Genomic DNA, 13,804 nt, shown 5'->3' on the forward strand with positions numbered 1-13,804 from the left:
TTTAAACTCGTCGTCAACGATCAACACACCGCATCTTCGATGACGACCGCAAATCGCTTTTCCAGCACCCTGCGTCTGCCTTCGGGGCCGGCGACCCGCCCGATGCGCAGTTCCGCTGCCCAGCCCGAGGGCCGGCGTGCCGCACCAGCGCTCGCCACGTCAGCCCCGCAGCCGGTAGGCACGGCTCATGCCACGCATGCGTTGCAAAGCGACGACTTACTGCAAGGTCGCACGCACGTGAGCATCCTGCACAACGGTGAAACGTATCAGCTGCGCGCAACGCGGCTGGGCAAGCTGATCCTGACCAAATGACCGGCATGCTGCCTGGTATTTGCCGAGCAGCATGCTCCAACCGAGTTATTGTGGGGACCACCTCGAACCGAGGTGTTTGGCACTAGCCAGCCTTGACGGCATCATCGCGAGACCTAGACCCCTTCGCGCCTGACAAGCCTGCCGCCATAGCCAGCGAAGCCGTTTTTTTTGCGGGATTCCCCGCCCAATCTTCGAACCCTGATCTCAGCGCCAACTCGGGCTTCGTCACAAGACAAGTTCAGACGTCCCCGGGCCACCGCGGTTCGGCCCTCAGGGGGCAACCTTGCGCAGGGCAGGCCGTACCGCAGGCAGACGTTGTCGCAACGACAGACCTTGCTACATGTCGGACCTTGCCACATGTCAAACTCTGTCACAGGTCGGACCTCGCCATAGACCAGGCCTCTGCGTCAGCCGGATTTCGCCATCCATTCGGACTTCGGTGCGATTCAGGCCTTTGCGAGGCCCGTGCTCAGGCCCAGCCCCAGAACATCAGCCACCATGCGCTATCGACGACCGCCAACGCCGCGACAAAGCACAGTAGTGCGCCTACGCCTCGTGCGACACCGGCGCTGCTGCCGTGCACGTGCTTGACGACGATTTTCACCGCGAGATACAGGCTTGCCGTGTTGGCCATCGCCAGCAACGCGAGCCGCACGTCTGGCACCCAGCCAAGCGGCAGATGCTCGGCGCGCAGCAGCGACACGGTGGTGGCCGACAAGCCGAGGAACACGCCCATGCCGGCCAGCGGGATCAATGCCTGCGCAAAGTGATGCAGCCGCGACGTACGCCACCGGCCGAGCAGCAGGTTGCCAATCGCGACGCACGCCAGCAGCGCCGTGCCATACAGCAAGCCGGTGGTGACGATATAGCCGATCACCAGGCCGCCGTCGAGCCACGAGAACGCATCATTTTGCTCCGGATAGTGCGTAAAGATGAACCATGGCGCGTTGGTCTGCAGTGGCCACATGATGTCGTGGTCGATCAGCCACGCGGCCAGCGCTTGCTTGATCGAGACAAACAGCGGGCTGACGGTCCAGTGGAACGCGCCGATCGCGATGCCGAGCAGCCCGTACAGAATCAACGCGGTGTCCCACCGGTTCGCCCCCTCCTCGCCCAGCTCAACGACTTCCTGCGCCGGCGAGCGCCATGTCAGCGCGATCGCATCGCGATGGCCGCTGCAACGGCCACACATATGGCAGGCCGACGCGCCCTTCATGTTTCGCAACGGCACGAGCGGCGCACAGTTCACCGGGATCACACGGTGCCCATGCTCGCCCTGCGTGTATGAACGGCGCCACGCCTGCTCATCCACCCGATAGCGCAGCGGGGCGAGCCGCGCCAGCAGCGCGAATACGCCATTGACCGGACACAGGTACTTGCACCACACCCGTTTTTCCCGGCCGTACAGCAGGCCAATCGCGATGGCAGCAACGGTCGACCCCCCGAGCACCAGCAGCACCGCCTTCGGATACTGGTACACGCTGACCATTTGCCCATAGATCGTCGTGAGCCCGAACGCGACGAACGGCCACCCGCCCCAGCGTATCCAGCGCGGAATCGGACGGCCCAGCCCATGCTTGCTCGCGAACTCGGACAATGTGCCTTCCGGGCACAGCACGCCGCACCATACACGCCCGAGCATCACCATCGACAGCAGCACGAACGGCCACCAGATGCCCCAGAACACGAACTGCGCGAATACCGTGAGGTTCGACCAGATATGCGCGGTATCGTCCGGCAGTGGCATAAACGCCGGCACCAGGATCAACAGCGCATAAATGAGCACGACAACCCACTGCACGTTGCGGATCACCGTGTGATGGCGCTGCATCCAGTGCCCAGCCTCGGCCAACCAGCCGGAGCGTGGAGCAAGCATCACACTCATGCGGGCTTCCTCTGCGCGCATGAGGATTGGCGCTGCCGGGTCCAGCGCAGCAACACCCAGACCACCAGCCAGAACAACGCATACGCAATGACGTTAGCCAGCGCCGGATGGGCCCGATAGCCGGTCAGCGTTGCCACTAGTGAGCCGACTGTACCCGAGTCGTCCAGGATGTGCGACGTGTCCCACACCATATCGATGCCGGTCGGCACGATTTCCTTGTCGATTAGCTTGTCGATCCCCGCCTCGAATAGACCCGCGCCGAGGAATAACAGCATGACCTCGGTGACGCGGAAAAACGCGCGCCACGAGAATATCCGGCCACCCAGTTGCAGCAGATAAAACGTGAGCAACGCGAGCGCTAGACCGATCAGCACGGCCAGCCATTGCATCACATCGACGTGGCCCGACCGGCCGAAGCCCAGCCCATACAGGAAGATCACCGTTTCACTGCCTTCGCGCGCAATCGCCAGTGCCGCGAGCACTGCGATACCCCACCAGTTTGCATTGCGCCGACTCTCGGCCAACGACATTTCCATGTCGCGCTTGAGCGTGCGGCCGTGCCGCTTCATCCACAGCACCATCTGCACGATCAGCACGCACGCGACCAGCACCATCGCCGTCTGGAAATAATCCTGCGCATCACCGGACAGCACTTCGGTGAAGCCGATCAGCGCGGCACCCAGGCCGACCGCCGCCAGCAATCCCGCGCCGACGCCAAGCCACAGCCACGGCAATCCCTTACGCGCGGCGGCGTCGCCATTGGTCAACCAGGCATGCAGGATGCCGACCACGAGCAGCGCCTCGACGCTCTCCCGCCATACGATGAACAGAATCTGACCCATTACATCTTCCTTCGCGCGGCTGCGCGGCCCGTCACTTTGCCACTATCACGCCTTGCGCGCTCTGATGGAAATCATCGAAGAACTTGTACTCACCCGGCGACAGCGGCGCGATCACGACAAACGACTCGGCGCCCGGCGCCAGCACCTTCTCCTTGCGCAGTTGTACGCTCTCGAACTCGACAGCGCCCTTGCCAGTGTTGTGAATCTCGATCTTGATGCGCTGGCCGGCCGGCACTTCGATGCGCGCCGGATTGAGTTTGCCGTCCGCCATCTCGAGCCGGAACGTGGGCAGGTCCGCAGCGCGGGCGACGCCGCCGAACGCGGCGCTCCACGCGAGCAGCCACGCCGCACCCTGCAATTTGAGCGTGCGCTTCATCGATCAGTACCCACCTTTTTTACCGATGCCGGCGAACGGGAAGTCATAGTTCAACTCGAACGGCTTGAACCACGGACCGACGCCGGTTTCCTTGTCAACGTGGCGGCCGAACGCCATATGCCCGGTCTGCGCGGGCGGCGCGATGAACAGCTTCAGGTGGTACTTGCCCGGTCCCGCGAGCTTCACATTGTCGCCGTAGTGCGGGCCATCGCTCGCCACCATCGCCATCAGATCACCCTGTTGCACGTAGTTTGAGCCGGGCTTGGTCAATTCGTAGCGCACCTGCAGGTACGGCATCCAATCGCCTTCGGCAAAGCCGGTCGGGTTGTTCTTGACCGCATGGATGTCCGCCTCCAGGTGGATGTCCGAGTCGGACGCCTTGCGCATCATGCCTTCCGGGTCCATCGTGATCGGCTGCAGATACACCGCGCCGACTTCCATCCCGCCCTGGATCTGCGGCTTGCCAATCGGATACTCGGCCGCCGACGCCGCGCTTGCGGCGCCCATTGCCAGTGCAAATGACGCCACCGCGGCGGCGGTACGAACTAGACGAAAAACTGCCATCGACATTCCTCGTTGTAATGTGTGTGAAAACTGGAATAAGAACAATTCTCAATACACTACCAGTGTAGCACTGATCCGAGCGTTGTCCCAAGGGGGAATGTGCACCGCACCGGCACATCTCGTCGCCGCGTCGCCGCGTCGCCACGTGGGCTCGTGCTCCGGGTGCTCCGGGCACTACAGGCGCCCCGCGCGGCGTCGCGGCCTAGCGCAGGTCCGGCACGTGGTCGCCGACGCTCGCGCCGAACGCGCGCTGCTTGAGCCGCGCCAATTGGTCGCGGGTCTGCGCCGCCTTCTCGAACTCGAGGTTCTTTGCGTAGTCCAGCATCTGCTTTTCGAGCTTTTTGATTTCCTTCGCGAGCTGCTTGTCCGACATGTCCTCGATCTTCGCGCGCTCCTGCTGTGCGCGCAGTTCGGCACGCGCGTCGTCCACGTCGTAGACGCCGTCGATAATGTCCTTGATCCGCTTGACGACGCCACGCGGCACGATGCCGTTGCGCTCGTTGTATTGGATCTGCTTGCGACGGCGCCGCTCGGTCTCGTCGATCGCACGTCGCATCGAGTCGGTGATCGTGTCGCCATACAAGATCGCACAGCCGTTGACGTTGCGCGCGGCCCGCCCGATCGTCTGGATCAGCGAGCGCTCGGCGCGCAGAAACCCCTCCTTGTCCGCGTCCAGGATCGCCACCAGCGACACTTCCGGGATATCGAGCCCTTCGCGCAGCAGATTGATACCGACCAACACGTCAAAGGTGCCTAGCCGTAGGTCGCGGATGATCTCCACCCGCTCAACCGTATCGATGTCGCTATGCAGGTAGCGTACCTTCACGCCGTGGTCGGCAAGAAACTCGGTCAGTTGCTCGGCCATGCGCTTGGTTAGCACGGTGACCAAAACCCGTTCGCCAGCCGCCACGCGCTGGTTGATTTCCGACAGCACGTCATCGACTTGCGAACTAGCGGGACGGACCTCGATCTGCGGATCAACCAGCCCGGTGGGGCGCACCACCTGCTCGACGACCTGACCCGCGCTGCGCTGTTCGTAGCCGGCCGGCGTCGCCGACACAAACACCGCCTGGCGCATCTTGCGCTCGAATTCGTGAAACTTTAGTGGGCGGTTGTCCAGTGCGGACGGCAGCCGGAACCCGTATTCGACCAGGTTTTCCTTGCGCGCCCGGTCCCCGTTGTACATAGCGTTGAGCTGGCCGATCAGCACGTGCGACTCGTCCAAGAACATCAGCGAGTCGGCCGGCAGATAGTCGCACAGCGTTGGCGGGGGCTCGCCGGGCACGGCGCCCGAGAAATGCCGCGAGTAGTTCTCGATGCCTTTGCAAAAACCGAGCTCCTGCAGCATTTCAAGATCAAACCGGGTGCGCTGCTCGAGCCGCTGCGCCTCGACAAGCTTGCCCTCCTGGTGGAAAAATGCGAGCCGCTCGCGCAACTCCTCTTTGATCGTCTCAACCGCTCGCAACACCGTGTCGCGGGGCGTCACGTAATGTGACGACGGGTAGACGGTGAAACGCGGGATACGTTGCCGCACCCGCCCGGTCAGCGGGTCGAACAAATGCAACGATTCGACCTCGTCGTCGAACAACTCGACGCGCAATGCCATTTCGGCATGCTCGGCCGGGAACACATCAATGGTGTCGCCCCGCACGCGGAATGTGCCACGCTGGAAATCGACATCATTGCGCATGTACTGCATGGCAATCAGCCGGCCGATGATATCGCGCTGGCCGACGCGGTCACCGTCGCGCAGCGTGAGAATCATCTGATGGTATTCCGCCGGGTTGCCGATCCCGTAGATTGCCGAGACCGTCGCGACGATCACGACATCACGCCGCTCCAACAGACTCTTGGTAGCCGACAGCCGCATCTGCTCGATGTGCTCGTTGACCGCCGAATCCTTTTCGATGAACAGGTCGCGCTGCGGCACGTACGCTTCGGGCTGGTAGTAGTCGTAATACGACACGAAATATTCGACTGCGTTGCGCGGAAAAAACTCGCGGAACTCGGAATACAGTTGCGCGGCCAGCGTCTTGTTCGGGGCGAATACGATCGCCGGGCGGCCGAGTCGAGCGATCACGTTGGCCATCGTGAACGTTTTGCCCGAGCCGGTCGCGCCGAGCAGCGTTTGGAACGCGAGGCCGTCCTGGATGCCCTCGACCAACTGGCGGATGGCTTCCGGCTGGTCACCTGCCGGTGGAAACGGCTGGTACAGCTGGTAGGGCGATCCATCGAAGACAACGAATTTGCTCTCGTCGAGCACGTTATCGTTCTCGATGTGCGATGCGGACATGGGTCGTTCCTTCCGGCCGGGAAAAACAAACATACATTCTAGCGTTTTGGCACGACACGAGGCCGAGCGGGATCTCGGGTGAAATTGCCACACCCGTGAAACCGGCACGCCCGGCCGCGCACCGGCACTCATTCGAATCCCCAACACCGGCACCGTGACCGGGGCGGCGGCGCAGCCATACACAGGCGCAAGCCATACACAGGCGCAAGCCATACGCCGGAGTAAGCCATACGCTGAAGCAAGCCATACGTCGGAACAAGCCACGCGTCGAAGCGGATCGATGGGGCATAGTTCTCTGCTGCCCGCCGACGCGGAACAATGCGGCCGGCATTGGTTACAATGCTGAAAAGGGTGGTTGCATGGCGTCGATCCCAACCAGGCCATGGCCGCCGCTCGCCGTCTTTTCGAACTCACTGCCGATACGATCATGTCTCTTTTCTCCGTCGTCGAACTCGCGCCGCGCGACCCGATCCTGGGCTTGAACGAAGCTTTCAATGCCGATACCCGCCCGACAAAGGTCAACCTGGGCGTAGGCGTCTACACGAACGAGGAAGGCAAGATTCCGCTGCTGCACGCGGTACGCGAGGCTGAACGGGCCCGGCTGGAGCAAGCGTTGCCGCGCGGCTACCTGCCGATCGACGGGATCGCCGCATACGACACAGCAGTACAAAAACTGTTGTTGGGTAACGACTCGCCGCTGATCGCCGAGGGCCGCGTCGTTACCGCGCAGGCGCTTGGCGGAACCGGTGCGCTGAAAATCGGCGCGGATTTCCTCAAGCGCATCGAGCCGAACGCGAAGGTGGCGATCAGTGACCCGAGCTGGGAAAACCATCGTGCACTGTTTGAAAGCGCCGGCTTCGAAGTCGTGGCGTATCCTTACTACGATCCGGCGACCCACGGTGTGAAGTTCGACGCGCTGCTCGCCGCGCTGAACAGCTACCCGGCCGGCACGATCGTAGTGCTGCACGCCTGCTGCCACAACCCGACAGGTGTCGATCTGGACGAAGCGCAGTGGCAGCAAATCGTCGATGTGGTCAAGGCTCGCGAACTGGTGCCGTTCCTGGACATGGCCTACCAGGGCTTCGCGCAAGGCATCGACGAAGATAGCGCGGCGGTACGCCTGTTCGCATCGGCGGGTATCGACGTATTCGTCTCCTCGTCGTTCTCCAAGTCATTCTCGCTGTACGGCGAACGGGTCGGCGCGCTGACGGTCATCACGCATGGCGGCGAGGAAAGCGCGCGCGTGCTGTCGCAATTGAAACGTGTGATTCGCACCAATTATTCGAATCCGCCGACACATGGCGGCGCGATCGTGGCGGCGGTGCTCGGCAATCCCGAATGGCGCGCGCTCTGGGAACAGGAGCTTGGCCAAATGCGCGAGCGCATCCGCGCGATGCGCGGCGGTCTGGTACAAAAGCTTAAGGACGCCGGCGTGCAACGCGATTTCGAATTCGTCAACCGGCAGCGTGGCATGTTCTCGTATTCGGGGCTCAACGCCGCGCAAGTCGAGCGTCTGCGCGAGGAGTTCGGTATCTATGCGGTCAGCACCGGACGTATCTGTGTGGCCGCGCTCAATACGCGCAACCTTGACGTGGTGGCCAACGCCATCGCGCAAGTATTGAAGTGACCGGGGCGAGCGATGGCGCGGCGCCCGCTGTGCCATCGCGCCGAGCGCACCGCCGCCTGCAACACCAATGCCACCATCTCGTACGGCGGCGGTGGCGCGAGCACGGGCCTATCGCTCGGATGGGTCGGGGGTTCATGACAGGCTACTTCATTGACCAACCGTGCGAGACGAGGAACGATTGGCCAGTGAGCGCTGCACTCGGATACGCGGCCAGAAACAGCGCCAGTTGCGCGACGTCGTCAGCGGTGGTGAACTCGCCGTCCACGGTGGCGCCAAGCATCATGCGCTTAACCACCTCTTCCTCGCTGATGCCCAGTTCCTTGGCCTGCTCCGGAATCTGCTTGTCCACCAGCGGCGTGCGCACGAATCCTGGACAGATCACGTGCGAGCGCACGTGATGCGCGGCCCCTTCCTTCGCGAGCACACGCGCCAGGCCAAGCAGTGCGTGCTTGGCGGCCACATACGCCGATTTCAGCGGCGACGCCTCGTGTGAATGCACTGAGCCCATATAGATCACGACGCCCCCGCGATCGCCGGCGTACATGTATTTGAGCGCCGCCTTGGTGGTCAGAAACGCACCATCGACGTGAATCGCCTGCATCTTCTTCCAGTCCGAGTACGCATAGCTTTCGATCGGATTGACAATCTGGATGCCGGCATTGGACACCAAGATGTCCATCGAGCCGAACGCCTCGGCAACCTGGTCGATGCCGGCATTGACCGCATGCTCGTCCGTCACGTCCATCGCAACGCCGAGCGCCCGGCCGCCTTGCACGGTGATCTCCCGTGCGACCGCCTGCGCACCTTCGAGGTTCAGATCGGCGATGCCGACCGCGGCGCCGGCTTGCGCGTAGACACGGGCGATCTCGCGTCCGATCCCGCTTGCCGCACCGGTGACGATGGCTGTCTTGCTGCTCAGATTCGTATTCAAAGTCGACATCGATTTTTCTCCTAGCCAGTGGGTAACGTTAACGTGACGCGTTATCGCGACCGGCGACCAGATGCCTAGGCCCGGCCTGACACCGCGCGGCGAATGAATTGCGCTATTGTGCCTGGAACCGGGGCTCGTGCTGCAATGCGATAGCCGTCAGGCTCGCGCGCGCGACGCTGGTGTGAACTTTTTCGATAATGCCCAGGTGTACGCGGGCGGCCACTCCGAGCAGCTCATGGGCGAGGCACTGCGTGCGCTTCACTGGCCGCGTGCCAGCTATATCGTATCGACGAAATTCTTCTGCGGCATCGAGCACATTGTGGGTACCGCGCACCAGCGACAGGTGTCGCGCTCGCGTCCCGGCGATGCAATGCACCCGACTCACAGGCGTAGAATATCGGGCTTTCCGCGCCCGCCTATCCAGCATCATGCTCAGTTACCGTCACGCCTTTCACGCCGGCAATCATGCCGACGTACTCAAGCATTGCGTCGTCGTGCACCTTCTGCGCTATCTTGCGCAGAAGGACAAGGCGTTCTGGTATATCGACACGCACGCGGGCGCCGGTGCGTACGCGCTGCACGAAGGTTACGCGCAGAAGCGACTCGAATTCGAAACAGGTATTGCGCGGCTGTGGGAACGCACCGATCTACCGGCGCCGCTGGCCGATTACGTGGATGCCGTACGTGCATTGAATCCGGATGGCGAACTCCGTTTCTACCCCGGCTCCCCCTATCTCGCTTGGCAGACGCTGCGCGAGCAGGACCGGATGCGGCTGTTCGAGATGCATACGACAGAGATCGACGTGCTGCGCAGCAATTTTCGCGATGCCGGGCGGCGCGCGATCATCGCCGGCGGCGACGGTTTCGAGGCAATCAAGGCATTGCTGCCGCCTCCACCGCGGCGTGCCCTGACACTGATCGATCCTTCCTACGAGGACAAGCGCGACTATGCACGCACACTGGGTTGCGTCCAAGAGTGCCTAAAGCGCTTTGCGACGGGCGTCTATGCGATCTGGTACCCGCAGGTCACACGGCCCGAAGCGCAGCGCTTTCCCGCCCAACTCAAGCGCTTGCGGCAAGACCGTTGGCTGCATGTGGCACTGAGCGTCGGCACGGTGCCGAAAGACGGTCTGGGACTGTACGGCAGCGGCATGTTCGTGCTCAATCCACCGTATACGCTGACTGCGGCGCTGCACGAAACCTTGCCCTGGCTCGTCGACGCACTGGGCGTCGACCGGCAAGCCCGCTTCGTACTGGAGGTGGGCGGCGACTGAAAACGGGGGACTAACGCGGTGCGGAGCGGCAAACCGCACGGTGCATTGCGGCACCGGTATAATCAATGCGAAGTTGTCCCAGGCCAATGGGACATCGTTTCGCTTGAATGCGGACGGCAGCGCGGTCTCCCGTCACCGCCCCGCCGCGCACTAGAGCCCGGCGGTTGACAGCCTCGTCAGTTTCAGCAGGCCGGACGCCATCGACGGCCCCATTCGGGAGGGATGAGACGGCAGCGGATGAACGCCGCCGGCCGCGCGCGGCGGCGGAATGTCGCATTGCGCGCCGTTCGACGGCAAGTCGGACAGGGAAGGATTCGTCGGCGACGAGCTTGGGTCGCGTAAAATATCAGGGCCGCGGTATGTGGCCCGTACCGGCTTCGGTGCAGGCGTCCCCGCCCGTTTCACTACCAAATATCAGGCCAATCCTAGCCCGACTCGGCGGCCCCCCCTGCCGCGCAGCGTAGATTAGAACGAGCGGTAACCGTTGTGTTCCAGCGCGCGAATGCGCCGCTCGAGTTCGAAAATATCAGCCGACTGCGCCAAATAAGCCTCGCGACGGCGACGTTCGGCGTTCTCGAACCAGTTCGACAAGGCCATCATCAGATAGGTCAGCATCACAATTCTCCAGGAAGCGGGGAGACGTCCCGCCGAAATGACGTCAGGGATTTCCCCTAATCGGGTTAACCCGAGTATAGAAATCCGCCTCTAAAAAGTCCAGAGAATTGCACAAATAATGAGCATGCCCGTTTGGCATGCCCATTCAGCGTGAACCGCCGGATCCGTCTGCCCTGCCATGCACTGCGGTGAAAAAGCGCGTTGCACGGCCCGTCGTCAGCTGGGCATGCTGGGCATGCAATGGAGCGGCGCGGCCACGCTGATCGACTCGCCGTACAAAAGCGCTGGGCAATAGGTGTTCAGCCTCGCGAACGCAAACTCCCGCTTTGGGGTAATGCTGCTGCGTCAGTGAGCGCGGCCTCAACACGTTGCCCGCGTGCCGTACGACGGCCGCGGACCGCGCCCGCGTCGGGCGGTGGCGATACATAATGCGCACATGGGCCGCTGTCGGCCAACGCCAGATGTTCGATGATCGGGCAATCCGGCCGCGCATCGCCATGGCAATGCACGGCCAGGTGCGCCAGTGTGTCACGCATCGCCGACAGCTCCGCGATGCGCTGCTCGAGTTCGGCGACGTGATCCAGCGCGATTGACTTGACCTGTGCGCTGGCTCGCTCGCGATCGTCCCACAACGCCAGTAGTCGCCGGATATCGACGACCGAAAAGCCCAGCCGCCTCGCATGGCGCACGAACCGCAGCGCGTGAACCTCCTTGTCGCCATACACGCGATAGCCAGCATCGGTGCGGCTGCGCGGCGTCACGAGCCCAATGCTCTCGTAATAGCGGATCATCTTTGCGCTGACGCCTGACGCGCGCGCGGCCTGGCCTATGTTCATGATTGTCGATGCACCGCGTGCGGTTCGATACAGTAAAAAATGCTACACCTTGCCACAATGGGAAAGTATACGCTTGATGTGGATTAATTTGGTTTTGATTTAGATTAATTTGATTAATTTGCGCTTTATTGACAGGAGCCCCGCATGATCGAATTCAATATATCCGGCATGAACTGCCAGCATTGTGTCAAAGCGGTTACCGAGTCGCTCCACGCGCTCGATGTGCATGCCCGAGTCGATGTCCACCTCGAACGAGGCCAAGTGACGGTCGACAGTACCCAACCCCGCGCCGCGCTGAAAGCGGCGATCGAGGATGCCGGCTATACAGTGAATGAATAAGCGAGGCAGGATGAGTCAGCCTGTTGTGCCGCGCGGCGGTGCCAAAGTGGCCATCATCGGTGCATCCGATCTGCTTGGCCGGGCGCTTGCCGCCGAATTCGCAGGCCAACTGGAGTGGAACACCCTCGCGACCTGGCGTCGGCTCGATCGGTGCACGGCCCCGCCGCCCATGGCGCGGCCAGGGCACCAGCGGCGGAAACGGCCGAGATGATGGCGCTGGACATCCTAGACACCGGCGCACTCGAGCATTTTTTCGCGGCGCACCGGCCCGATGCCGTGGTGGTCTGCGCCGCCGAACGGTGACCTGACGTCTGCGAACGCCATCCGGATATGGCGCGTGCGATCAACGTCGGGGCACTGGCGAGGATCGGTGCGCTCGGCGCCAGGTATCGCACCTGAATATTGGGCATCTCGAGCGAGCCAGTGGCTTTTTGGTCACGGGTGCGCGCAGCGCCGAGGCGGCCCGGCGAGCTTGACAGATTCTCGATGATAATTGTCCTGACAGCGTGTTTAAGCCAAATTAAACTCAACGTCGCACCATGATGGTACGCCCGCATCGGCTACCTCAGCCCTCGACCCACAAACGAGAAAATCGATGTCCACGCTCGACAAGCAGACCGCGGCCACCGCAGAAATTTCCGGCGGCGCCACACTTAGCGCCGCCGCCACGCAGGCCGGCGCAACCGTGTTTCCGGTGCTCGGCGCAATCAGCGTCTCGCACCTGCTCAACGATATGATTCAGTCGTTGATCCTGGCAATCTATCCGATGCTCAAGGCCAACTTCCAATTAAGCTTTGGCCAGATTGGGCTGATCACGCTAACCTATCAGGTCACTGCCTCGCTGCTGCAGCCGCTCGTGGGCCTGTACACCGACAAGCACCCGAAACCGTTCTCGCTGCCCATCGGCATGGGTTTCACATTGTGTGGATTGCTCCTAATGTCCGTGGCCGGCACTTTCCCGATGCTGTTGCTGGCCGCATCGCTAGTCGGTTGCGGCTCGTCGGTGTTCCATCCCGAGTCCTCGCGCGTCGCGCGCATGGCCTCTGGCGGCCGTCACGGACTCGCGCAGTCTCTGTTTCAGGTCGGCGGCAACTTCGGCACCTCGCTCGGACCGTTGCTGGCCGCTTGGATCGTGATCCCGCACGGGCAGCCGAGCATCGCCTGGTTCTCGCTCGCGGCGCTGGTCGGCATCGTGATCCTGTTCAATGTCGGACGCTGGTACCGTAGCCATCCGTCTACGAAGAAGTCCCGCTCCAGCACGGCCCGCGTGGCGTTGGCGCGCTCGCGCATCGCCACCGCCATCGGTGTGCTGATGCTGTTGATATTCTCGAAATACTTCTACTTGGCCAGCATCAACAGTTACCTTACCTTTTACATGATCGACAAATTCCACCTGTCGGTGCAATCGGCACAGGTTCATTTGTTCATCTTCCTCGCGTCAGTCGCCGCCGGCACGGTGATCGGCGGACCCATCGGTGACCGGATCGGTCGCAAGTATGTCATATGGGCATCGATTCTCGGCGTCGCCCCCTTCACATTGGCGCTGCCGTACGCCAACCTATTCTGGTCCAGTGTGCTGCTGGCCATCATCGGCGTGGTAATCGCGTCGGCCTTCTCCGCGATCCTCGTGTATGCGCAGGAGCTGATCCCCGGCAAGGTGGGCATGATCGCCGGCCTGTTCTTCGGCTTTGCGTTCGGCATGGGCGGCGTGGGCGCCGCCGTGCTCGGCTGGCTGGCCGATACCACCAGCGTGCGGTTCGTCTACCACGTGTGTGCATTCCTGCCGTTGATCGGCATCGTCACCATCCTGCTGCCGAACCTAGAACGCCCACGCGCCGGCCAGTCGGCATGATCCGCGCTTGCCGCGGCCGCCATACCGCTGTTTCGCGAACGCTGTCGGCGCCCTGCCG

At 62.5% G+C, this 13,804-nt stretch carries 13 protein-coding genes and 2 pseudogenes; 7 read left to right on the forward strand and 8 right to left on the reverse strand.

The features are described from left to right. Positions 1-39 precede the first annotated feature (39 nt). Positions 40-312 carry a hemin uptake protein HemP gene (locus B0O95_RS12435; protein WP_199180509.1) on the forward strand — a complete coding sequence of 91 codons (273 nt, stop codon included), beginning with the start codon at positions 40-42 and terminating at the stop codon, positions 310-312. A gap of 469 nt (positions 313-781) precedes the next feature. Here B0O95_RS12435 and B0O95_RS12440 read toward each other — a convergent pair whose 3' ends face one another. The 5 genes from B0O95_RS12440 to uvrB all read right to left on the reverse strand — a co-directional run bounded on the left by B0O95_RS12440 (position 782) and on the right by uvrB (position 6,272). Further along, positions 782-2,197: a 4Fe-4S binding protein gene (locus tag B0O95_RS12440; RefSeq protein WP_104078227.1), complete on the reverse strand. Its 1,416-nt coding sequence runs from the start codon at positions 2,195-2,197 to the stop codon at positions 782-784. Beyond that, positions 2,194-3,039 carry an FTR1 family iron permease gene (locus B0O95_RS12445; RefSeq protein ID WP_104078167.1) on the reverse strand — a complete coding sequence of 282 codons (846 nt, stop codon included), beginning with the start codon at positions 3,037-3,039 and terminating at the stop codon, positions 2,194-2,196. The genes B0O95_RS12440 and B0O95_RS12445 overlap by 4 nt, the downstream gene beginning before the upstream one ends. Before the next feature lie 31 nt (positions 3,040-3,070). Beyond that, positions 3,071-3,415 (reverse strand): cupredoxin domain-containing protein, encoded by a 345-nt coding sequence (locus B0O95_RS12450; RefSeq protein WP_199180510.1) that lies wholly within the window; start codon positions 3,413-3,415, stop codon positions 3,071-3,073. A gap of 3 nt (positions 3,416-3,418) precedes the next feature. Continuing rightward, positions 3,419-3,985, reverse strand: a complete 567-nt coding sequence (locus tag B0O95_RS12455; RefSeq protein WP_370641743.1) for an iron transporter — start codon at positions 3,983-3,985, stop codon at positions 3,419-3,421. Positions 3,986-4,181: 196 nt separating this feature from the next. Next, a complete protein-coding gene (gene uvrB, locus B0O95_RS12460) occupies positions 4,182-6,272 on the reverse strand; it encodes an excinuclease ABC subunit UvrB (RefSeq protein ID WP_104078168.1) in 2,091 nt (696 codons plus the stop codon). Between the two features lie 427 nt (positions 6,273-6,699). On the opposite strand from uvrB, the gene B0O95_RS12465 reads away from it, so the two are divergent. Then, on the forward strand, positions 6,700-7,899 hold the full coding sequence (locus B0O95_RS12465; protein WP_104078230.1) for an amino acid aminotransferase: 1,200 nt from the start codon (positions 6,700-6,702) through the stop codon (positions 7,897-7,899). A gap of 142 nt (positions 7,900-8,041) precedes the next feature. Here the strand turns inward: B0O95_RS12465 and B0O95_RS12470 are convergent, their stop codons facing one another. Beyond that, positions 8,042-8,839, reverse strand: a complete 798-nt coding sequence (locus B0O95_RS12470) for a 3-hydroxybutyrate dehydrogenase (RefSeq protein WP_104078169.1) — start codon at positions 8,837-8,839, stop codon at positions 8,042-8,044. A 97-nt stretch (positions 8,840-8,936) separates the two neighbouring features. Here B0O95_RS12470 and B0O95_RS17285 point away from each other — a divergent pair. Then, a pseudogene (locus B0O95_RS17285) lies at positions 8,937-9,164 on the forward strand (aldo/keto reductase); the annotation flags it as partial. A 94-nt stretch (positions 9,165-9,258) separates the two neighbouring features. Further along, positions 9,259-10,104: a 23S rRNA (adenine(2030)-N(6))-methyltransferase RlmJ gene (locus tag B0O95_RS12480; RefSeq protein ID WP_104078170.1), complete on the forward strand. Its 846-nt coding sequence runs from the start codon at positions 9,259-9,261 to the stop codon at positions 10,102-10,104. 465 nt (positions 10,105-10,569) lie between these two features. Here the strand turns inward: B0O95_RS12480 and B0O95_RS12485 are convergent, their stop codons facing one another. Beyond that, positions 10,570-10,719, reverse strand: a complete 150-nt coding sequence (locus B0O95_RS12485; RefSeq protein WP_076785094.1) for a DUF3563 family protein — start codon at positions 10,717-10,719, stop codon at positions 10,570-10,572. 443 nt (positions 10,720-11,162) lie between these two features. After that, a pseudogene (gene cueR / locus B0O95_RS12490) lies at positions 11,163-11,555 on the reverse strand (Cu(I)-responsive transcriptional regulator); the annotation flags it as partial. Between the two features lie 144 nt (positions 11,556-11,699). Here cueR and B0O95_RS12495 point away from each other — a divergent pair. From B0O95_RS12495 to B0O95_RS12505, 3 genes are all read left to right on the forward strand, one after another. Then, entirely contained in the window at positions 11,700-11,894 is a 195-nt protein-coding gene (locus B0O95_RS12495) for a heavy-metal-associated domain-containing protein (RefSeq protein WP_104078172.1), read from the forward strand. 114 nt (positions 11,895-12,008) lie between these two features. Further along, positions 12,009-12,197, forward strand: coding sequence for an NAD-dependent epimerase/dehydratase family protein (locus B0O95_RS15900; protein ID WP_104078173.1), 189 nt, complete (start codon positions 12,009-12,011; stop codon positions 12,195-12,197). Between the two features lie 292 nt (positions 12,198-12,489). Next, a complete protein-coding gene (locus tag B0O95_RS12505; RefSeq protein ID WP_104078174.1) occupies positions 12,490-13,746 on the forward strand; it encodes an MFS transporter in 1,257 nt (418 codons plus the stop codon). Positions 13,747-13,804 lie beyond the last annotated feature (58 nt).

It is taken from the genome of Mycetohabitans endofungorum (assembly GCF_002927045.1).
GTDB classification, from domain to species: domain Bacteria; phylum Pseudomonadota; class Gammaproteobacteria; order Burkholderiales; family Burkholderiaceae; genus Mycetohabitans; species Mycetohabitans endofungorum.

Coding starts and splice junctions, on each gene's coding strand:
- B0O95_RS12465 (WP_104078230.1), top strand. CDS start 6,700: ATGTCTCTTTTCTCCGTCGTCGAACTCGCGCCGCGCGACCCGATCCTG.
- uvrB (WP_104078168.1), bottom strand. CDS start 6,272: ATGTCCGCATCGCACATCGAGAACGATAACGTGCTCGACGAGAGCAAA.
- B0O95_RS12495 (WP_104078172.1), top strand. CDS start 11,700: ATGATCGAATTCAATATATCCGGCATGAACTGCCAGCATTGTGTCAAA.
- B0O95_RS12505 (WP_104078174.1), top strand. CDS start 12,490: ATGTCCACGCTCGACAAGCAGACCGCGGCCACCGCAGAAATTTCCGGC.
- B0O95_RS12440 (WP_104078227.1), bottom strand. CDS start 2,197: ATGAGTGTGATGCTTGCTCCACGCTCCGGCTGGTTGGCCGAGGCTGGG.
- B0O95_RS12450 (WP_199180510.1), bottom strand. CDS start 3,415: ATGAAGCGCACGCTCAAATTGCAGGGTGCGGCGTGGCTGCTCGCGTGG.
- B0O95_RS12480 (WP_104078170.1), top strand. CDS start 9,259: ATGCTCAGTTACCGTCACGCCTTTCACGCCGGCAATCATGCCGACGTA.
- B0O95_RS12470 (WP_104078169.1), bottom strand. CDS start 8,839: ATGTCGACTTTGAATACGAATCTGAGCAGCAAGACAGCCATCGTCACC.
- B0O95_RS12485 (WP_076785094.1), bottom strand. CDS start 10,719: ATGCTGACCTATCTGATGATGGCCTTGTCGAACTGGTTCGAGAACGCC.
- B0O95_RS12445 (WP_104078167.1), bottom strand. CDS start 3,039: ATGGGTCAGATTCTGTTCATCGTATGGCGGGAGAGCGTCGAGGCGCTG.
- B0O95_RS12455 (WP_370641743.1), bottom strand. CDS start 3,985: ATGTCGATGGCAGTTTTTCGTCTAGTTCGTACCGCCGCCGCGGTGGCG.
- B0O95_RS12435 (WP_199180509.1), top strand. CDS start 40: ATGACGACCGCAAATCGCTTTTCCAGCACCCTGCGTCTGCCTTCGGGG.